The organism is Roseovarius sp. E0-M6, assembly GCF_037083845.1.
Lineage (GTDB): Bacteria > Pseudomonadota > Alphaproteobacteria > Rhodobacterales > Rhodobacteraceae > Roseovarius.
Window position 1 is genome coordinate 1,312,134 of record NZ_JBAPLA010000001.1, and the last position, 18,267, is coordinate 1,330,400.

20 protein-coding genes are annotated in these 18,267 nt (G+C 62.7%); 7 read left to right on the forward strand and 13 right to left on the reverse strand.

The window, feature by feature from the left end; all coding sequences use genetic code 11:
- Positions 1-4: 4 nt before the first annotated feature.
- Positions 5-769: a transglycosylase SLT domain-containing protein gene (locus V8359_RS06260; RefSeq protein ID WP_336427879.1), complete on the reverse strand. Its 765-nt coding sequence runs from the start codon at positions 767-769 to the stop codon at positions 5-7.
- Positions 770-903: 134 nt separating this feature from the next.
- Between V8359_RS06260 and V8359_RS06265 the strand changes: the two genes are divergently transcribed.
- Positions 904-2,151, forward strand: coding sequence for a hypothetical protein (locus tag V8359_RS06265; RefSeq protein WP_336427880.1), 1,248 nt, complete (start codon positions 904-906; stop codon positions 2,149-2,151).
- A gap of 111 nt (positions 2,152-2,262) precedes the next feature.
- Positions 2,263-3,777, forward strand: coding sequence for an Asp-tRNA(Asn)/Glu-tRNA(Gln) amidotransferase subunit GatB (gatB, locus tag V8359_RS06270; RefSeq protein WP_336427881.1), 1,515 nt, complete (start codon positions 2,263-2,265; stop codon positions 3,775-3,777).
- Between the two features lie 24 nt (positions 3,778-3,801).
- Here the strand turns inward: gatB and V8359_RS06275 are convergent, their stop codons facing one another.
- The 6 genes from V8359_RS06275 to V8359_RS06300 all read right to left on the reverse strand — a co-directional run bounded on the left by V8359_RS06275 (position 3,802) and on the right by V8359_RS06300 (position 9,557).
- Entirely contained in the window at positions 3,802-4,728 is a 927-nt protein-coding gene (locus tag V8359_RS06275; RefSeq protein WP_336427882.1) for a 3-hydroxyacyl-CoA dehydrogenase family protein, read from the reverse strand.
- A complete protein-coding gene (locus tag V8359_RS06280; protein WP_336427883.1) occupies positions 4,728-5,468 on the reverse strand; it encodes an SDR family NAD(P)-dependent oxidoreductase in 741 nt (246 codons plus the stop codon). The genes V8359_RS06275 and V8359_RS06280 overlap by 1 nt, the downstream gene beginning before the upstream one ends.
- A complete protein-coding gene (locus tag V8359_RS06285) occupies positions 5,468-6,400 on the reverse strand; it encodes a 3-keto-5-aminohexanoate cleavage protein (RefSeq protein WP_336427884.1) in 933 nt (310 codons plus the stop codon). The genes V8359_RS06280 and V8359_RS06285 overlap by 1 nt, the downstream gene beginning before the upstream one ends.
- Before the next feature lie 98 nt (positions 6,401-6,498).
- Positions 6,499-7,290, reverse strand: coding sequence for an SDR family NAD(P)-dependent oxidoreductase (locus tag V8359_RS06290; RefSeq protein ID WP_336427885.1), 792 nt, complete (start codon positions 7,288-7,290; stop codon positions 6,499-6,501).
- Positions 7,291-7,304: 14 nt separating this feature from the next.
- On the reverse strand, positions 7,305-8,447 hold the full coding sequence (locus V8359_RS06295) for an aromatic ring-hydroxylating oxygenase subunit alpha (protein ID WP_336427886.1): 1,143 nt from the start codon (positions 8,445-8,447) through the stop codon (positions 7,305-7,307).
- An 87-nt stretch (positions 8,448-8,534) separates the two neighbouring features.
- A complete protein-coding gene (locus tag V8359_RS06300; RefSeq protein WP_336427887.1) occupies positions 8,535-9,557 on the reverse strand; it encodes a GlxA family transcriptional regulator in 1,023 nt (340 codons plus the stop codon).
- A 302-nt stretch (positions 9,558-9,859) separates the two neighbouring features.
- Between V8359_RS06300 and V8359_RS06305 the strand changes: the two genes are divergently transcribed.
- Together V8359_RS06305 and V8359_RS06310 are read left to right on the forward strand one after the other, a co-directional pair.
- Complete coding sequence (locus V8359_RS06305) at positions 9,860-10,345, forward strand: thioesterase family protein (protein WP_336427935.1); 486 nt, start codon at positions 9,860-9,862, stop codon at positions 10,343-10,345.
- 20 nt (positions 10,346-10,365) lie between these two features.
- Positions 10,366-10,824, forward strand: a complete 459-nt coding sequence (locus tag V8359_RS06310) for a DUF4177 domain-containing protein (RefSeq protein WP_336427888.1) — start codon at positions 10,366-10,368, stop codon at positions 10,822-10,824.
- Between the two features lie 18 nt (positions 10,825-10,842).
- On the opposite strand, the gene V8359_RS06315 is transcribed toward V8359_RS06310, so the two are convergent.
- Positions 10,843-11,100: a BolA family protein gene (locus V8359_RS06315; protein ID WP_336427889.1), complete on the reverse strand. Its 258-nt coding sequence runs from the start codon at positions 11,098-11,100 to the stop codon at positions 10,843-10,845.
- Positions 11,101-11,264: 164 nt separating this feature from the next.
- Here V8359_RS06315 and V8359_RS06320 point away from each other — a divergent pair, with 164 nt between their 5' ends.
- Positions 11,265-11,888 carry a DnaJ domain-containing protein gene (locus V8359_RS06320; RefSeq protein ID WP_336427936.1) on the forward strand — a complete coding sequence of 208 codons (624 nt, stop codon included), beginning with the start codon at positions 11,265-11,267 and terminating at the stop codon, positions 11,886-11,888.
- Between the two features lie 124 nt (positions 11,889-12,012).
- On the opposite strand, the gene V8359_RS06325 is transcribed toward V8359_RS06320, so the two are convergent.
- The 5 genes from V8359_RS06325 to V8359_RS06345 all read right to left on the reverse strand — a co-directional run bounded on the left by V8359_RS06325 (position 12,013) and on the right by V8359_RS06345 (position 15,144).
- Entirely contained in the window at positions 12,013-12,441 is a 429-nt protein-coding gene (locus V8359_RS06325) for an OsmC family protein (RefSeq protein ID WP_336427890.1), read from the reverse strand.
- Positions 12,442-12,562: 121 nt separating this feature from the next.
- Positions 12,563-13,048, reverse strand: coding sequence for a peptide-methionine (R)-S-oxide reductase MsrB (gene msrB / locus V8359_RS06330; RefSeq protein WP_336427891.1), 486 nt, complete (start codon positions 13,046-13,048; stop codon positions 12,563-12,565).
- A gap of 98 nt (positions 13,049-13,146) precedes the next feature.
- The gene (locus V8359_RS06335) at positions 13,147-13,692 is read right to left on the reverse strand and encodes a fasciclin domain-containing protein (protein WP_336427892.1); all 546 of its coding nucleotides are present in this window, start codon (positions 13,690-13,692) and stop codon (positions 13,147-13,149) included.
- A 220-nt stretch (positions 13,693-13,912) separates the two neighbouring features.
- On the reverse strand, positions 13,913-14,599 hold the full coding sequence (locus tag V8359_RS06340; RefSeq protein WP_336427893.1) for an anti-sigma factor: 687 nt from the start codon (positions 14,597-14,599) through the stop codon (positions 13,913-13,915).
- Positions 14,596-15,144 (reverse strand): sigma-70 family RNA polymerase sigma factor, encoded by a 549-nt coding sequence (locus V8359_RS06345; protein WP_336427894.1) that lies wholly within the window; start codon positions 15,142-15,144, stop codon positions 14,596-14,598. The genes V8359_RS06340 and V8359_RS06345 overlap by 4 nt, the downstream gene beginning before the upstream one ends.
- Before the next feature lie 135 nt (positions 15,145-15,279).
- Between V8359_RS06345 and cobS the strand changes: the two genes are divergently transcribed.
- Positions 15,280-16,266 (forward strand): cobaltochelatase subunit CobS, encoded by a 987-nt coding sequence (cobS, locus tag V8359_RS06350; RefSeq protein WP_336427895.1) that lies wholly within the window; start codon positions 15,280-15,282, stop codon positions 16,264-16,266.
- Positions 16,267-16,294: 28 nt separating this feature from the next.
- Positions 16,295-18,169, forward strand: coding sequence for a cobaltochelatase subunit CobT (cobT, locus tag V8359_RS06355; protein ID WP_336427896.1), 1,875 nt, complete (start codon positions 16,295-16,297; stop codon positions 18,167-18,169).
- The last annotated feature ends 98 nt before the right edge of the window (positions 18,170-18,267 follow it).

The following is an 18,267-nucleotide window of genomic DNA, read 5'->3' on the forward strand; positions in this document are numbered from 1 at the left end:
CCGCTCAGTCTTCGGCACTCACGATCTGAACCGGCCGCGCGACGGGGCGACGCGGCGCTTCCAGATTTGCCGGGCGCGCCTGCGGTCGCCTGCTCGGGGCGGTGCAGTAGGGCTGTTTGCGAAGCCATGCCGACATGTCCCGCCGCTTGGTGGAGGATGTCATCGGACCCCAATCCGCCGCCACCCCGCGCCAGCGCCCGCGATGCACCGCGATCGCCTGATCGCGCGGCACTGTCGTGGCCATGATGCGAATCGCACAAGCAAGGTTCGCCGACCCGTCCTTGAGCGCGCGCCCCGTGCGCGCCGCACAGCCATATCCCCGCGCCGTCGCCGGCAATATCTGCAAAAGACCGTACCACCGCCCCCCGCCGCCCACGGCATCGGGGCGATAGGTGCTTTCATGCTTGGCCAGCGCCGACAAAAGGCCAACCCAGAAGGCGCGACGCCCCTTGGCACCGGCCCGTTCATAGGCCGGGCACCAACCCTTGATGTCGTGCGGCACCGTCCGGGTCAGCGGCGTGCCATGGGCTCTGAGCGCGGCCAGCGCGCTGCGTGTCCAGATGTCCGATTCCCCGCGCATCTCCCACCGCATGGGTGGCAAGGGTTCGGTCCGGGCGACCGGTCGCACTTGCGCAAGTGTCTGAACGGCAACTGTTCCTGCGCCTTCGGCCAACGCCACAGACGGACCAAGGCCAAGGCCGAAACAGAGAGATAGGACAAGAAATGGCAGCCGGATCATGACGTGATGATCCTCCGAAAACGCCGCCATGGCAATATTGGCCTGCAATCGCGCCTCGGCGATAACCCGCCCGCTTCACGCAATCTCCCGAGGCGGGTCATGTTTTGGCCCAATTGGACGGGCACTTCATAAGACTAGTTCTCATGTTGCCGGAATCTCTGTTTATGTTGCTTTTCGCCCGCCTCCAGACCGCCTTGTCCACCCGTCTGTTCCGCCGCGCGCCCGACACGCTGTCGCGCGCCGAACTCGACCGTATGTCCAAGCGGATCATCCTGCCATCGCTGCCCGTCACCGACGAAGAACTTGCCCGCGCGGCATTTCAGGATCGGGGTCAGAAACTCGCACGACAGGAAGACTGGTCAACCCTCGCCCGTGAAATCGCACAGGCCGACGCCGCGCGCACGGGCACGCCCGGGGGGGAAACGGCAGCGATGCTTCTGGCTTACGGCGCTCGCGGCGATGTGGTCGCCGCCGCCGAGGATGCGCTGCACGATGGCAAACCACCTGTCCAAGACGGTCTTGCGGCGCTGGAAGAGAACGCCACCGAAGCGGCCGAAACCGCAGACGGCCCCGACGCCTATCCCTGCGCGTTGATCGTCGCGCTGGCGCATATGGATGTGGGCCTCGCATGGCAGGCCGCGCCACGGTCACGCGCCCTTGGCGACACGCCCGACCGCGCCCGTCAGAGCCACCATCATTTCACTCGCGCCTCCGAGTTGCTGGCCCCCTTCTGCGCCAAAACCCTTGGCGCGCCCTCGCTTGCCGCCGCGCAATGTGCGCTTCTCGCCGGTCAGATGGTCACGGAACGGCAAGTGGCGGACAAATACGAGGCGCTCGTGCGGCTTGATCAGGCCAGTCCGCGCCACCTGCGCGCCCTTGGCCGCGCGCTTCTGCCCGAATGCGGCGGATCGCATGCCGGGCTCGACCTCGAGGCGCGGCGCATGGTGGCCCTGACCCGTGCGCATTGGGGCGCCGGGGCCTACGCGTGGGTTTATCTCGATGCGATGAGCCTTGATCCCGGATGCGTCGCACGGCTTGATCCGGTGTTTTTCGGGGATGCCTTGCGCGATGTTCTGTCCCGCTGCCCGGATCAACATGTGGCCAACCTTCTCTCGGCCTGCCTTGCCGCCGCGTTGCGCGACGAGACAATCGCACCCGACATCCGCAAGGAATTGACGGCCCTGCTGGAATGGGCGCTTGCCAATCATCTGCGCGAATTGCATCCGCTGGTCTGGACACAGGCCCTTCATCGGCCTGACACCGGCGTGGCGCTGCCCTCACGCGGGGCGCTGCTGCGGCTGGGGCGCCGGGCCGCCCTTGGCACCATCGCACAGGTCTTTGCCGACAAGCTCGCCGACGGAAGCTCCATCGCCTTTTCGCCCGCCGGCATGTACCGCCTGCCCAATATCTGATCCGTCAGCCGCCATCGCTCGCGTCTTGGCCGCCCCCGGCGGCCAATCGGGGATTGCCCCCCCGCGCCCGCTGTCCTAGAACGCAAGCGTTCTGACAACGGGATGCCCACCATGCTTGACCTGACCTACGAGTCCCCGAAACCCAAGGTGATCTCCGGGGCCAAACACGACTGGGAACTGGTGATCGGCATGGAGGTCCACGCGCAGGTGGCCTCGAACGCCAAGCTGTTCTCCGGTGCCTCCACCCGGTTCGGCGCCGAGCCTAACTCGAACGTCTCCTTCGTGGATGCCGCGATGCCCGGCATGCTGCCCGTCATCAACGAATTCTGCGTTGAACAGGCGGTGCGCACAGGGCTGGGCCTCAAGGCACAGATCAACCTCAAATCCGCGTTCGACCGCAAGAATTATTTCTATCCGGATCTGCCGCAGGGCTATCAGATTTCACAGCTGTATCATCCCATCGTCGGCGAGGGCGAAATTCTCGTGGATATGGAGCCGGGCATCGCGCGGCTGGTGCGGATCGAACGCATCCACATGGAACAGGATGCGGGCAAGTCGATCCACGACATGGACCCCAACATGTCCTTTGTCGATCTCAACCGCACCGGTGTCTGCCTGATGGAGATCGTCAGCCGCCCGGACATCCGCGGCCCCGAAGAGGCAGCCGCCTACGTGCTGAAGATGCGTCAGATCCTGCGCTATCTGAGTACCTGCGACGGCAACATGCAAAACGGCAACCTGCGGGCCGATGTGAACGTGTCTGTCTGCCGTCCCGGCGCCTATGAAAAATACATGGAGACACAGGATTTCGGCCATCTTGGCACCCGCTGCGAGATCAAGAACATGAACTCCATGCGCTTTATTCAACAGGCCATCGACCATGAGGCCCGCCGCCAGATCGCGATTGTCGAAGCGGGCGGCGAAGTGGTGCAGGAAACCCGCCTGTATGATCCCGACCGCGGCGAGACGCGTTCGATGCGCTCAAAGGAAGAGGCGCATGATTATCGCTACTTCCCCGATCCCGATCTTCTGCCGCTGGAAATCGAACAGGAGTGGGTCGACGGGATCGCGGCCACCCTCCCCGAACTGCCCGACGAGAAGAAGGCCCGCTTCGTGACCGAATTCGGGCTCAGCGAATACGATGCCTCGGTGCTCACCGCCGAGGTGGCGAATGCCGCCTATTTCGAAGAGGTCGCGGCCGGCGCGGGCGATGGCAAACTGGCCGCGAACTGGGTCATCAACGAGCTTTTCGGCCGCCTCAAGAAAGAGGATCACAGCATTGATCAAAGCCCGGTCAACCCCGAACAGCTTGCGGGAATCGTGCGCCTGATCAAGTCCGACGCCATTTCCGGCAAGATCGCCAAAGACCTGTTCGAGATCGTCTATACCGAAGGCGGCGACCCCGAGACGATCGTCGAAGAGCGCGGCATGAAACAGGTGACAGACACCGGCGCGATTGAGCAGGCGGTGGATCAGATCATCGCCGACAACCCCGCGCAGGTCGAAAAGGCACAGCAAAATCCAAAGCTTGCAGGCTGGTTCGTGGGTCAGGTCATGAAGGCCACCGGCGGCAAGGCCAATCCCAAGGCGGTGAACGAAATCGTGAGCGCGAAGCTAGGGCTCTGACCTCCTAGGCGCGGACCCGGCCCATCACGTCGCTCCGCCAAGCGCCCGAAGCAGTGCCACGATCATCGCGTCGCGCTCGGTCGCGCGCGCCTCGACGCTTGCGCCGCCGGTTTCATCCTGCAACCCTTTTTCCAGCATCCGGGCCACCTCGGGCGTCAGGTGCGGCGTGCCAAGATCGTCCCACCAGCCGTTGAACGTATCGCTGAAATGCTCACAGAACGCCGCCAGCCCGCCATCGCCCGCCCCCAACCCGAAAAGGGCGGTCGGCCCCATCGCAGCCCAGCGCAATCCCGGCCCCGCCGTCATCGCGCGGTCCACGTCGCCGACGCTTGCCACGCCCTCCTGCACAAGGTGGATGGCCTCGCGCCAGACCGCGGCCTGTAGCCGGTTCGCAACATGGCCCGGCACTTCCTTCTTTACCCGGATCGTCACCTTACCCAGATCGGCATAGAACGCCTCCGCTGCCGCGATCACGCCTGCGCCGGTGCGGTCGTTGCCCATCACCTCGACCAGCGGAATAAGGTGCGGTGGGTTGAACGGATGCCCAAGGATCAGCGGCGCAGGGTCGCGCCATCCCTCCTGCATCTGCCCCAGCGTCAGGCCCGAAGCCGAACTTGCCACGATCGCGCCCGCCTCAAGCTCCGGTTCGATCTCGGCAAAGGTCGCGTGCTTGATCGCAACCCGCTCGGGCACGTTCTCCTGCACGAAACCTGCGCCTTCCACGGCCCGCGCCGCGCTTTGGTGAAACGTGATTGCACCCGGATCGCCCCGCCCGGTCAGCCCCAGCTGTGTCATGGTCTCCCATGCGCGGGCGATATAGGCGCGCACCCGTGGCTCAGCCCCCTCATCGGGCTCATAGACGGCAACGGACCGCCCAGACGCCAGAAAAAGCGCCGCCCAGCTTGCCCCGATGGTCCCCGCTCCAAGAACGGCAGCGTGCGACATGTTCATCAGAAAAGCCCCGTGTTGATGGGCGATGCCGCCGTCATGCCGCCATCGATGGTGAATAGCTGCCCGGTGGCAAATCCCGCCTCGTCGCTTGCAAGCCAGACCGCCATCGCCGCAATGTCCGACGGTTTGCCGAACCGTCGGGTCGCATGTCGCGCCAACGCGTCTTCGCGGGCGCGCTCGGGGTCATCGGCCAACGCGAAACCGGCCTCGAGCATGCCGGTCTCGATCCAGCCCGGACAGATCGCGTTGCAGCGCAGGTGGGGCCCGTGATCCACCGCGATAGAACGGGTAAGCCCGTGAACGAACGCCTTCGACGCATTGTAAAGCGCCATTGAGGGGTCCGCCGCGTGCCCCGAGATGGAGCCGATATTGATGATCGAACCGCCCTTGCGCATCCGCGGCAGGATCGCGCGGCAGGTGTTGAACACCCCGCGGCAATTGGCCCCCACCACGAGGTTCCAGTCGTCATCCGTGCTTTCGACCACGGTCTTTTCCACCTGAACACCCGCGTTGTTGACAAGGATATCCACCTCGCCCGCAACCTCGGCCAGCGCCGCCACCTGCCTTACATCGGTCACATCGGCGGTGATCCATCCGCAGGCACCCGGCAGGTCATCGGGCCGTGCCCCGCGCCCACAGGTGATCACCTTCGCGCCCTCGGCCATGAAGGCGTCGACAATGCCGCGTCCGATGCCCTGCCGGCCGCCTGTCACAACGGCGCGCTTCCCCGCAAGCCGCATCAGAACGCCACCCGGTCGGCACCCTTGAGCGCCAGCCTCTCGCGTGCCTCACCGGGCGTCGCCACCCGCAGCCCGAGGTTTTCGACAATTCCGCGTATCCGCTCCACCTGTTCTGCGTTCGAGATGGCCAGTTCCCCCTTACCGATGAATAGACTATCCTCCAGCCCGACCCTCAGATTACCGCCCAGCATCGCGCTTTGTGTTGCAAACGGCATCTGGTGGCGCCCGGCGGCCAGAACCGACCACTCGTAATTCTCAGACCCGAACAGGCGGTCCGCAGTGCGGTGCAGGTGCATCAGGTGGTCAAGCTCGGCCCCCATACCGCCAAGGATGCCGAACACCATCTGGATAAAGAAGGGCGGCTTGATCAGCCCCTGATCGACGAACCATTTGACGTTGTAAAGATGCCCCAGATCATAGCACTCGAACTCGAAACGCGTGCCATGCGCCTCACCCAGATTTTCAAGAGCATACTTTATGGTCTTGAATGTGTTGGGAAAGATGAAATCCTCGGTCATCTCTAGGAAGGGGCGCTCCCAGTCATGCTCAAACTCGGTGTATTTCTGCAAAAGCGGGAAGATGCCGAAATTCATCGACCCCATGTTAAGGCTCGCCATCTCGGGGCTGGCGGTCGTCGCGGCCAAAAGACGCTCCTCCATGCTCATGCCGAGGCCCGCCCCGGTCGACACGTTGATCACCGCATCGGTGGCCTGCTTGATCACCGGCAGGAACTGGTTGAACGTCTCGAACCGGTGGTCGGGCTTTCCGGTCTCGGGATCGCGCGCGTGCAGATGGATGATCGACGCGCCTGCCTCCGCCGCCTCGATGCTGGCGGTGGCGATCTCGGCGGGGGTCACCGGTAAATGCGGGCTCATCGACGGCGTGTGAATACCCCCCGTCGGCGCACAGGTGATGATGACGGATTTGCTCATCTATCGGCCTTTCCGGGGACAACGCCCCTCTTTCTTCTTGCTTGAAATATCCATATCCCACACCTCATTTCCGCACCGCCCGCTGCCCTCTGGGCGCCTCACAGCCGCATCTGCTGCACCTGCGCCGACAGCCCTCCGTCCAGCACCCAAAGCTGCCCCGACGCATAGCGCGCCTCGTCTGAGGCCAGCCATGTGACAAGGTTCGCGATATCATCCGGCGTGCCGTAGGTGCGCATCGGATGCACGTTGCGCACGGCCTGCTGCAATTCGCCGATGGATTTACCGCCCGCACCAGACCCGTCTCCGGCGAAAAAGCTCTGCAACATCGGCGTGTCGATATATCCCGGACAGATCGCGTTCACACGGATGCCCTCGGGTCCGTGATCACAGGCCATCGCACGGGTCAGCGCATGCACAGCCCCCTTCGTCGCGCAATAGGCAGCCAGCCCCGGATCGGCGATGAACCCGTCATAAGAGCCGAAATTTATGATACTGGCGGAGGGGCCGCCCTGTGCCGCCGCCCGCATCAGCGGCAAGGCATGTTTCGACGTCAGGAATGTGCCGGTAACATTGACCGCAAAGGACCGGTTCCACTCCTCAAGGCTGGTCTCCTCGATCGTCTTCTCAATCTCGATCCCCGCCGCATTGACCAGAATATCAATCCGGCCTTCCTCGGCATCCACGCGTTCCATGGCCGCGCGCACTTCGTCCTCACTGGCCACGTCAAGCCTGAGGAACCGCGATGCGCCCTCGGCATCTCCCAGCGATCCACCCTCATTCAGATCGGCGGCAAAGACCACCGCGCCCTCGCGCTCGAACCGCCGGCAGATCGCGCGCCCTATGCCGCCGCGCCCGCCGGTGATCAGCGCCACCTTTCCTTCAAGCCTCATGTCCCGGTCGCGCCTCATCCGCTTGCCGCCTTCGCGTAGGCGTCAAGCACCAGCCCGTGAAAGTGATGCACCGCATGTTCGGATTTGCCCGATCCGCTGGGGTCGTTCACAATGCGGCCCTGCGTGAAGGCGGGCGTTTCCATCCCGCGCTGCACGCTTTCGACAAGGTTGATGTCCTCGACCTGAAGCACCTCGTCGAGATACCGGATCGCATCCTGTTCCATCGGGTCCGGCTCGGGCGTCTCAAGAAAGAAGTCATAGGTCTCAAGCGTGCGGTCAGGCCCGACGGGAATAATGTTGAGCACGATCATGCTCGACCGCCCCGGATAGCGCATCAAACAGGTCGTCGGCCACAGCCACCAGACCGCATGGGTGCGCACGGTGGCGTTGCTCACGTCGTAGGCGCTGTTCGCGCCCTTGCCCGCATCCGCCATGTGGCTCGAATAGATGCCATAGGTCGTGACCTTGTAGGTATCCATATCCACGAGATCGCAGAAATCCTTGTGCGCCGTCGGGCAGTGATAACATTCAAGGAAGTTGTCCACGACATTCTTCCAGTTCGACCTGATGTCATAGCTCAGGCGATGCCCGAAGGTCAGCTTGTCGATATCCGGCCCCCAGTGGCGGATCTCGGTCTCAAGGTCGCCCGATTGCGCATGAAGCGGCGCCGCGTCGGGATCGAGGTTGACATAGACGAACCCCGCGAACTCCTCGACCTGCACCGCATCAAGGCAGATGTCACGCGGCTCGAAATCCTCCAGATGCTCGGTTTCGGGCGCGCGGACAAGCTGACCGTTCAGCTTGTAGACCCACGCATGATAGGGGCACATGATGCGCGTCGTCTCGCCCTCGCCCGACAAGAGATGATGCGCCCGGTGCTTGCACACGTTCCAGAAGGCGCGCAGCACCCCGTCGCGGTCGCGCACCACGGCAATGGGGTGGCCCGCGATATCGGCGGTGACATAAGCGCCCGGCGCCCGCAGCTTTTCGACATGGCACACCCATTGCCACGACTTGCCAAGTATCTCACGCCGGTCGGCCTCGAACCATTCGGCGCGCGTATAGGCATCGGCCCTGAGCGACAATGAGCGCCCTTCGTCCTCTGAATATCCCGCGCCTATGGTCGCGAACGCGGCTTTCGATGGTAATTCGGTCATGGTGATGACTCCCCCGATTCCCGGCATGTCCTGTCACGATCATCCGCGAAAAACCGGCGGCATACCCACATTGCATTCGCCGCTCTATTAACCTTGATCGCCATCTCCGCGCTGCATCGGCCACGCCCTGAACTCAAACGGCACCCGCCCTTCGATCCGGTCCCGCGACGGGGCAAGACCGAACCGCGCCTTGTAGGCCCGGCTGAAATGCACCGGGCTGGCAAAGCCGCAGGCCACCGCCACCTCTGTCAGCGCAAGCTCGGTCTGCGTCACAAGGCCCCGCGCCCGGTCAAGCCTGATATCACGGTAATAGCTTTGCGGGCTGAGTTTCACATATTGCCGAAACAGCCGGTCAAGCTGGCGCTGCGAGACGTCGGCCATGCGGCATATCTCGGGGATTGGCACCGGGGTCTCAAGATGCCGTTCCATGATGTCGATGGCCCGGCGCACCTTGGGCGGCGCGGTATTGCCCAGCGGCTCGCGCCGTGCGTCCGTCTGCCGCGTTCCGGGGCCGCGCACTTCGTTCTGAAATAAGTATTTCGCACAATCATTGGCCAGCGCGTCACTCACCAGTTCGCGCAACAGGTAAAGTGCGTATTCACCTGATGCGACCCCGCCACACGCGCTGCCCACGCGCGCCTCGTGAACAAAGAGGTCCTCACAGACCTCCACCTCGGGAAACCGTTCTGCCATCGCGTCGATATGCTCGTAATGCACCGTTGCGCGCCGTCCCCGCAAAAGGCCCGCCTCGGCCATGATCACGGCGCCCGTGTCGATCCCGCCAACATAGGCCCCCGCCCGCGCAAAACGCCGGATCGCGGTCAGCATCGGCTTGCTGGCAAATCGCTCGGGCGTCCAACTGCTCGCGACGATAACCAGATCGGCGTGCGCGTGGCCCAGCGTCTCGAGTGGCGCGGTCTCGATCTGTGCCCCGTTGCTCGCCGGCAGGAGCCCACCCGCCTCACTGACAAGCCGCCAGCGAAAGATTTGCCGCCCGCCGAGATAGTTCGCGGCGCGAAACGGATCGAGAAACGTCATCGTCGCCGCCATGTTGAAATGGGGCGTCATCAGAACGGCGATCTCGAATCTGCGGCGGGGAATCGTCTCCATGATGGCCAATATAGTTTAACCGGCGGCGCATCTGGAAGGGCTGCGCGCGCGTCGTTAACCATGGCGATCATGCCCCGTCCACCGACGTGATACCGACGTGACTACCGACATGGATACAGACCCCTTTCCCGCCGCCTGTCCCTTGTTAACCACGCGTGTCGCAGACCGGTCCCCGCCGGGGCACGCCACGCCTGCGCACGCTGCCTCAACGTCTTGCTCACAGCATCAAAGGGCCTTTCCCTTTGCAATCCCCTGCGCGGGGTTCTAATCCGGTGACCACACAACAAGAGATACGCCCGCCGATGCCCGACGCCGCGCCCTTCATGTCTTCTTGGCTCGAGATCGAGCCGGGCTGGATCGACCACAACAACCACCTGAACATGGGCTATTACACCGTGCTTTTCGACCGCGCGGCAGACGAGGTGTTCGACAGGCTCGGCTTTGGCCCCGATTACGTAAGCTCAAGCAACCACACGACATTTTCGGGTGAATTCCACCTGCGCTACCTGCGCGAGGTCAAGCTCGGGGATCGGCTCCGCTCGTCTTTCTGGCTCATCGACCACGACGAGAAACGGTTTCACACCTTTCAGCAGCTTTATCACGAAGATGGCTGGATGTCCGCCACCGGCGAGGGGCTGACCCTGCATGTCAATCTCGACGGGCCCAAGGTCACGCCGATGCCGCCCGACATTCAAGCGCGTGTCGCCGAAATGGCCCGCGACCATGCCGCCCTGCCACAGCCCGAAGGGCTTGGGCGGCATATCGGCATCCCCCGCAAATCCGCCTGACCGAAGACGAGGATAGTCCCATGCAGCGTTACGAATACAAGGTCATCCCAGCCCCCTCCAAAGGATTGAAATCAAAGGGTATAAAAGGGACTGAGGCCCGTTTCGCCCATGCGATCGAAACCACGATGAACGAGATGGGCAATGCCGGATGGACCTATCTGCGCGCCGATATCCTCCCCTCAGAAGAGCGTCAGGGCCTGACCTCGACCACAACGGTCTACCGCACCCTTCTGGTCTTTCAACGCCTGATCAAGGAGCCGGTCGAAGACACGGCCCCGGCCCTCATCGCCGCCCCGGACACGTCCCCCGAAGAGACCGGGGACGAGACCGCCGAAGACGCCCCCGACGACACCACGCCGCCCTCTGCCGCCACCCTCGCCGCGACGCTTGCCCCCACCAACGACGCGCTGGACGAGGACACCCAAACGCCCGACCCGGATGAAGGCGACGCCGAAGACACCGACAAGGCCAACCGTTAGGCCCGTTCGCGCGGCGCTTCAGATGTCGATCTCGAGCGTCAGCGCATGAATCTGCGTCATCAGATCCTTGCCCAAAGCGTCGTGTATCGCTCTGTGCCTTGAAATCCTTGACATTTCAGCGAATTCCGGCGCCTTAATCCGCACCCGGAAATGGCTTTCTCCGCCTTCCTGAAATCCCGCGTGGCCGCGATGCGCCTCGCTTTCGTCGATCACGTCCAGCGTTTGCACGTCGAATCTCTCTTCAAGTCGTGCGCGTATCTTTTCCGATCGGGTCATTTTTTGCCCCTGCCCCCTTCAATTTGCTGCCCAATAGCCTATTCTCTCTGCTCCGAGTCGCAAAGGGAGTCACCATGGCCAAATCTGATCCCTTCGGGTTCGACATGTCCGTGTCGTCCGCCAAGAAGAAGAACCCCCGCGGTCGCCGCGGCATGTCCNTCACCATGGCCAAATCTGATCCCTTCGGGTTCGACATGTCCGTGTCGTCCGCCAAGAAGAAGAACCCCCGCGGTCGCCGCGGCATGTCCGGCGCGTCCGAGACCTCGACTCGCGTCTGCGATCACGAGGGCTGTAACGAGCCGGGCAAATACCGTGCGCCCAAAGCTCCGGACGTGCTCGATGAATTCTACTGGTTCTGCCAGACCCATGTCCGCGAATACAATCTCAAATGGAACTTCTTCAACGGCACCACCGAGGCCGAGATGAACGCCCAGATGTCGCAGGACAAGGTTTGGGAGCGCCACACCAAAAGTTTCACCGACCCCGAGGCGCGCGCCTGGGCCCGGTTGGGGATCGAGGATCCCCATCAGGTGCTTGGCGGCAATGCCACCCGCAATCCGGGCAAGTCGCGCGGCGGCGGTCGCAAGCTTCCCCCGACGGAACGGCGCGCCGTCGAAATCCTCGAGGCCGGGGACACCTGGACCAAGGCCGAGATCCGCAAATCATACAAAAAGCTGATCAAGGTGCTGCACCCGGACATGAACGGTGGTGACCGCAGTCAGGAAGAGCAGTTGCAAGAAGTCATGTGGGCGTGGGATCAGATCAAGCCGAGCCGCAATTTCAAGTGATCACGCCATAGGCCCGTAACAGGGACCGCAACGGGCGCCGTGGCCCCACCGCACGAAAAGTGACCGCGCCCACCCAAGGGCGCGATCACCAAAACTTTCGGCGCAGTATCTGCCGATCCGAGGCTCAACTCTCCAGTTTGGCGTCCAACGTGATGTCTGCGGTCAGAAGCTTGGAAATCGGGCAATTCAACTTGGTCTGCTCGGCCACCTCTTGAAACGTCTCGTCGTCGATTCCGGGGATGCGGGCGCTGACATCAAGATGCACTTTGGTTACCGCGAAACCACCGCCCTGTTCCTCGAGCGTGACGCGGGCGCGGGCGTTGATTTCATCCGCCTTGAGGTCCTTCTCACCCAAGCCGAGCGACATCGCCATCGCATAGCATGAGGCATGCGCCGCCCCGACCAGTTCCTCTGGATTGGTCCCCGGCGCGTCCTCGAACCGCGTGTTGAACCCGTAGGGTTGATTGTCGAGCGCGCCGCTTTCGGTGCTGACATGGCCCTTGCCGGACTTTAGATCGCCTTTCCAGACTGCGGAGCCTTTGCTATCGGGCATATGGATAACCTCCTGAAAACCCTTGTGCGTGATGCACGTTTCAAAATCAAAAAGACCGCTTTGCGGCCCGGTTCATCCGGTCAACGCAAAACGGTCCAAAAGGTTTCATTCTTGCGGCGTATCACGCCTCGGCGGGTTTGAAGACCAGGCTCACCCCGTTCAGGCAATGCCGCTTCCCTGTCGGGTCGGGCCCGTCATCGAAGATATGGCCAAGATGGCTGCCGCATCGGTCGCAATGGCATTCGGTGCGCACCATGAACAGGAGCGTGCGATCCTCCTTGGTTCCGATCGCATCGGGCAACGCTTTCCAGAAACTGGGCCAGCCGGTGCCGCTGTCGTATTTGTGCTCGCTCGAATAGAGTTTCTGATCACAGCCGCGGCAGTGGTAAATACCCGGCTCATAAACCTTGTCGAGCGGGGAACTCCCGGCGGGCTCGGTGCCTTCCTCGCGCATCACGTAAAACTCGCGCTCGCTCAGCATCTCGCGCCATTCGGCCTCACTCCGGGTGACTTCGAAATTGCCATCCGCGGCGGCCATCACGGCACGACCTGTGCCAAGGGTGGTTCCGGCCATCAGCGCCGAAACAATGAAATCTCGTCTTTGCATCGTAACCTCCTTGCGGGCTTTGCCGCTCATGGGATTACATTTAAGGTAAGGCGGGCCGCCGGGAACCCCCGGCGACCCTCACAATCGCGTTGAAATCGTTACATCTTGGGCAGGATCACGCCGTCCACGACGTGGATCACACCGTTTGACTGGTCAACATCCGCGATTGTCACGTTGATCGTGCGACCGTTCTCATCCTCAAGGGTGATGGTGTCACCATCATAGGTCGCATCAAGCTCGCAGCCGCCCACAGTGGGGACAACATGGCTGCCGCCATCATCGTCAATCATACCTTTGATCGCGGTCGACATTGCATCGGCCGAAACCACGTGACAGGTCAAAACCTGGGTCAGCATCTCCTTGTTCTCGGGCTGCGTAACCATCTCGACCGTGCCCTTGGGCAATTTGGTGAAGGCTTCGTTGGTCGGTGCGAACACCGTGAACGGACCTTCACTCGAAAGGGTTTCGACCAAGCCGGCGGATTTGACAAGCTTCACAAGCGTCGTGTGATCCTCCGAATTGACCGCGTTTTCCACGATGTTCTTGTCCGCATACATCGGCGCGCCGCCGACCATCGGATTTTCGCCCGCCATTGCAGCGGTGCCAGCGGTCAGTGCGATAATGCTGAGTGATGTCTTGAACATGTTTGTCTCTCCTGTGTCTTTTTATGTGGTCGGGCAGGATAGCCCGGACCGCGCCGAACTTTCCTTGCCCGGCTCACACGAAGTCACGCAGCCAAAACGCGATAGTTTCAGCGCGCGGATACTTTTTTTAAAATTTTTTGGATTTTCTTGTCCAAAGCGTTTCGCGAAAATCTGTGGTCCGGTTTTTTCGCGAAACGCTTTAGGCGTCCAATCAGCCGGCTCAGATCGACGAGACCTGCCCTGCGGCCAACACGTCCCCGGTCGGAAGCCCAGTCGGGGAACCGCCTGCGGGCTCGTCGGAAATGGCCAGCGTCGCATTTGGCATCGCGGCGCGATGCCCCTCGGCCACCTCAAAAACGGCATGCGGATCATCGGGCAACACACCCAAAGATGCCGGCGCCGCGTCCCCGTCGATCAGCCACAGCTCAAGCGCGCGCCCCGGGCGCGCCGCGCCCGCGCGCCGCTCAAGAACAAGCCGCGCCTCGCCCGCATGATAGGCCGCCTCGATGGTAAGGCTGCCATCCTCGGCCGTGATCTCGGCCACGTAATCGGGCGCACCCGGCCCATCGTTCAGGAAATCTGCCCCAAGGAACACCGCCAGCGCCAACGCAGCAACGGCAAGGCCGCCGCCGATCGCCGCAAGCCCAAACCACGACCAAATGCTGTGCCGTGGCGTGTCGAAAAGCTCGCTCTCGATCAGCGTCTTGACCTGTGCGGGCGGCGTCTCGGGGGGGATGTCCTCGGCAAGCTGTGCGAAATCCTCGGCCCATGCTGCATAAAGCGCGCGCAACTCCGGCTCGGCACCAAGACGCGCCTCAAAGACCGCGGCCTCCTCGGCCGACAACAGGCCAAGCGCGTATTCACCCGCCAGCACCGTGTCGTCGTCTCTGTCCGGTGTCTCGCTCATCGGCTGAGGCACTCCTTAAGTTTCAACAGGCTGCGGCGCAGCCACGTTCGCATCGTATTGACCGGCACGTCAAAGCGCGCGGACAGATCGGCATAGGTCTCACCCTCCAGATAGGCACGCCGCACCGCTTCCGCACGCTGCGCCTCGAGCTCGTCGAAACATGCGACGATCTGCGCACGCTCGGCGCCGCGAAGCATTTCGGCCTCGGGGGTGGGTGCCGGATCGGCCAGCGCCACGTCATCGACATCGACATCGCCGGTGGGTTGCGTCTTCTGACGGCGCAGGCGGTCGATGGCGGCATTGCGCGCCACGGTGATCAGCCACGTCATCGGGTTGAGCCCGTTGGCATTATACCGACCGGCATTGCGCCAGATCCGCACATAGACTTCCTGCAACACGTCCTCCGACGACGCCCTGTCATTCAAGACACGCAGAACGACACCGAAAAGTTTCGCGGAGGTGCGGGAATATAAATCGTCAAAGGCCGCCCGGTCCGCGATGGCGGCCCGCGCCAAAAGAGCTTCTATTTCGTCGCGGTCACGCATAACTGCCTTTCAAACACTGCCGAAACCGTAGCGTTCGTCGCGAAAAACGCCAGCGATTCTTCCCCTTGCCCTTGATCGTTATATGTTGCACCACAGACCCCGAAATACGAGGCGCGCGAGCGAAGGATGATACCCATGGCCGACGGACACACCGACATGAACGCGAAACCGACCGAAGAAATCTCTGTCCGCGACGTGTTCGGCATCGACACGGATATGGAAGTAAAGGCGTTCGCCGAGCGGTCCGAACGCGTTCCCGAAATCGACAGCACCTACAAGTTCGATCCCGACACCACGCTGGCGATCCTCGCGGGATTTTCCCACAATCGCCGGGTGATGATCCAAGGCTATCACGGCACCGGCAAATCCACCCATATCGAACAGGTCGCCGCGCGGCTCAATTGGCCCTGCGTGCGCGTCAACCTCGACAGTCACATCAGCCGCATCGACCTGATCGGCAAGGACGCGATCAAGCTGCGCGACGGCGTACAGGTGACCGAATTTCACGAAGGCATCCTGCCTTGGGCCCTGCGCAATCCCGTGGCGATCGTCTTTGACGAATACGACGCGGGCCGCGCGGACGTGATGTTCGTCATTCAGCGCGTGCTCGAACATGACGGCAAGCTGACGCTACTTGATCAGAACGAGATCATCACGCCCAACCCGTGCTTCCGCCTCTTCGCCACCGCCAATACCGTGGGCCTGGGCGACACCACCGGGCTTTACCACGGCACCCAACAGATCAACCAGGCACAGATGGACCGCTGGAGCCTTGTGGCGACGCTCAACTATCTCAGCCACGATGCCGAGACGAATATCGTTCTGGCCAAGAACCCGCTCTTCAACACCGAGAAGGGCCGCAAGACCGTCGGCCATATGGTCACCGTTGCCGACCTCACCCGCACCGCCTTCATGAACGGTGAGCTTTCGACCGTGATGTCACCCCGCACAGTGATCAACTGGGCCCAGAACACCCACATCTTCCGCGACGTGGGCTATGCCTTCCGCCTCACCTTCCTCAACAAATGCGACGAGCTTGAGCGTCAGACCGTGGCCGAGTTCTATCAGCGCTGCTTTGACGAGGAACTCCCCGAAAGCGCGGCAAGTCTGAGCTTGGGGTGATCCATCACGGGTCACAGGGAAGAAACCCATGAAAAAGCCCAACGACAACCCCGCCGATCCGTTCAAGAAGGCCTTGGCCGAAGCCACCAAGGTCATGGCCGACGACACGGATCTGACCGTCACCTATTCGGTCGACCCCGCAGGCATTTCGGGCGACAGCGTGCGCCTGCCCCAGATTTCGCGCCGGATGTCGCGCGAAGAGGTTCTGATGGCGCGCGGCACGGCGGATGCGCTGGCGCTCCGGCACAAGTATCACGACACCGGAACCCACACCAAATACGCCCCCCCCGGTCAGATGGCCCGCGAACTTTACGAGGCGATGGAAACCGCCCGCTGCGAGGCGGTGGGCGCCCGCACCATGCCCGGCACCGCCAGCAATATCGACGTCAAGATCGACGCCGAGGCCCGCCGCCGCGGCTTTGATCAGATCACCGACGCCTCCGAAGCACCACTGCCCGAGGCTGCGGGCTATCTGATCCGGCATCTCGCCACCGGGCGCGACCTGCCCGAAGGCGCGGCCAATGTCATGAGCCTCTGGCGCGATTTCATCGAGGCCGAGGCCGGCGGCACGCTCGAAAACCTCGAAGACACGCTCGCCGATCAATCCGCCTTCGCCCGTTTCGCCCGTCAGATCATCGACGATCTGGGCTATGGCGATCAGCTTGGCGATGATCCCGACGCCGAAGACGACGAGGATGACGAGGCCGAGGAGAGCACCGAGGAACAGGAAGAGCCCGACAGCAGCGGCGAACAGGACGACAGCCCCGACGACGCCGATGCCGACCCCGAGCAATCGCAGGACGATCAGCAGGATCAGTCGCAAGCGCAGGTCTCGATGGACGAGATGGCCGATGAGGACGCGGGCGAGGAAACCGAACTCCCCGAGGGCGAGGCCCCGACCGAGCCGCCCGCCCCGCCCCCGGTCTCCGAGGCCGATCCCGGCTATGTGGTCTATACAACCCGCTTCGACGAAGAGGTCAACGCACAGGATCTGGCCGAACCGGCCGAGCTTGAACGCCTGCGCGCCTATCTCGATCAACAGCTCGAGCCGCTCAAGGGCGCGGTGTCGCGCCTCGCCAACAAGCTTCAGCGCCGGCTTCAGGCACAGCAGAACCGCTCATGGGAATTTGACCGCGAAGAGGGTATCCTCGATGCGGGCCGCCTCGCGCGGGTCGTGGCGAACCCCACCACCCCGCTCAGCTTCAAGATCGAAAAAGACACCGAATTCCGCGACACCGTCGTGACGCTCCTGCTCGACAATTCCGGCTCGATGCGCGGCCGCCCCATCTCGATCGCGGCGATCTGTGCCGACGTGCTGGCCCGCACCCTCGAACGCTGCGCGGTCAAGGTCGAGATACTGGGCTTCACCACCCGCGCATGGAAAGGCGGCCAAAGCCGCGAGACATGGCTCAACGAAGGCCGGCCACAGCTTCCGGGCCGCCTCAACGACCTGCGCCACATCATTTACAAATCCGCCGACGCCCCCATGCGCCGCACGCGGACCAATCTCGGCCTCATGATGAAAGAGGGGTTGCTCAAGGAAAATATCGACGGTGAGGCGCTGGAATGGGCACACCGCCGGATGGTGAACCGCCGCGAAGCGCGCAAGATTCTGATGGTCATCTCGGATGGGGCGCCGGTCGACGATTCGACCCTTTCGGTGAATCCCGCGAATTATCTCGAAAAGCACCTCCGCGACGTCATCGCCATGGTCGAGCGGCGCCGTCAGGTGGAGCTTCTGGCGATCGGTATCGGCCATGACGTGACCCGCTATTACGAGCGCGCGGTGACGATTACCGATGTCGAACAACTCGCCGGTGCCATGACCGAACAGCTCGCGGCGCTATTCGACAGCGACCCGCGCGCCCGCGCACGTATCATGGGCATCCGCAAGGCGGGCTGACGCCACTCAGTCTTTCTTCTTGCCTGAAAATATCCCGGGGTGAGGCGGGGAAATCATCAATTTCCCCGGCGAGGGGCTGGCCCCTCTTGCCCCCTCCC

Bases quoted from the DNA above. Each gene is read 5' to 3' on its own strand.
- V8359_RS06260 (WP_336427879.1), bottom strand. From the start codon at position 769: ATGGCGGCGTTTTCGGAGGATCATCACGTCATGATCCGGCTGCCATTT.
- V8359_RS06265 (WP_336427880.1), top strand. From the start codon at position 904: ATGTTGCTTTTCGCCCGCCTCCAGACCGCCTTGTCCACCCGTCTGTTC.
- gatB (WP_336427881.1), top strand. From the start codon at position 2,263: ATGCTTGACCTGACCTACGAGTCCCCGAAACCCAAGGTGATCTCCGGG.
- V8359_RS06275 (WP_336427882.1), bottom strand. From the start codon at position 4,728: ATGAACATGTCGCACGCTGCCGTTCTTGGAGCGGGGACCATCGGGGCA.
- V8359_RS06280 (WP_336427883.1), bottom strand. From the start codon at position 5,468: ATGCGGCTTGCGGGGAAGCGCGCCGTTGTGACAGGCGGCCGGCAGGGC.
- V8359_RS06285 (WP_336427884.1), bottom strand. From the start codon at position 6,400: ATGAGCAAATCCGTCATCATCACCTGTGCGCCGACGGGGGGTATTCAC.
- V8359_RS06290 (WP_336427885.1), bottom strand. From the start codon at position 7,290: ATGAGGCTTGAAGGAAAGGTGGCGCTGATCACCGGCGGGCGCGGCGGC.
- V8359_RS06295 (WP_336427886.1), bottom strand. From the start codon at position 8,447: ATGACCGAATTACCATCGAAAGCCGCGTTCGCGACCATAGGCGCGGGA.
- V8359_RS06300 (WP_336427887.1), bottom strand. From the start codon at position 9,557: ATGGAGACGATTCCCCGCCGCAGATTCGAGATCGCCGTTCTGATGACG.
- V8359_RS06305 (WP_336427935.1), top strand. From the start codon at position 9,860: ATGCCCGACGCCGCGCCCTTCATGTCTTCTTGGCTCGAGATCGAGCCG.
- V8359_RS06310 (WP_336427888.1), top strand. From the start codon at position 10,366: ATGCAGCGTTACGAATACAAGGTCATCCCAGCCCCCTCCAAAGGATTG.
- V8359_RS06315 (WP_336427889.1), bottom strand. From the start codon at position 11,100: ATGACCCGATCGGAAAAGATACGCGCACGACTTGAAGAGAGATTCGAC.
- V8359_RS06320 (WP_336427936.1), top strand. From the start codon at position 11,265: ATGGCCAAATCTGATCCCTTCGGGTTCGACATGTCCGTGTCGTCCGCC.
- V8359_RS06325 (WP_336427890.1), bottom strand. From the start codon at position 12,441: ATGCCCGATAGCAAAGGCTCCGCAGTCTGGAAAGGCGATCTAAAGTCC.
- msrB (WP_336427891.1), bottom strand. From the start codon at position 13,048: ATGCAAAGACGAGATTTCATTGTTTCGGCGCTGATGGCCGGAACCACC.
- V8359_RS06335 (WP_336427892.1), bottom strand. From the start codon at position 13,692: ATGTTCAAGACATCACTCAGCATTATCGCACTGACCGCTGGCACCGCT.
- V8359_RS06340 (WP_336427893.1), bottom strand. From the start codon at position 14,599: ATGAGCGAGACACCGGACAGAGACGACGACACGGTGCTGGCGGGTGAA.
- V8359_RS06345 (WP_336427894.1), bottom strand. From the start codon at position 15,144: ATGCGTGACCGCGACGAAATAGAAGCTCTTTTGGCGCGGGCCGCCATC.
- cobS (WP_336427895.1), top strand. From the start codon at position 15,280: ATGGCCGACGGACACACCGACATGAACGCGAAACCGACCGAAGAAATC.
- cobT (WP_336427896.1), top strand. From the start codon at position 16,295: ATGAAAAAGCCCAACGACAACCCCGCCGATCCGTTCAAGAAGGCCTTG.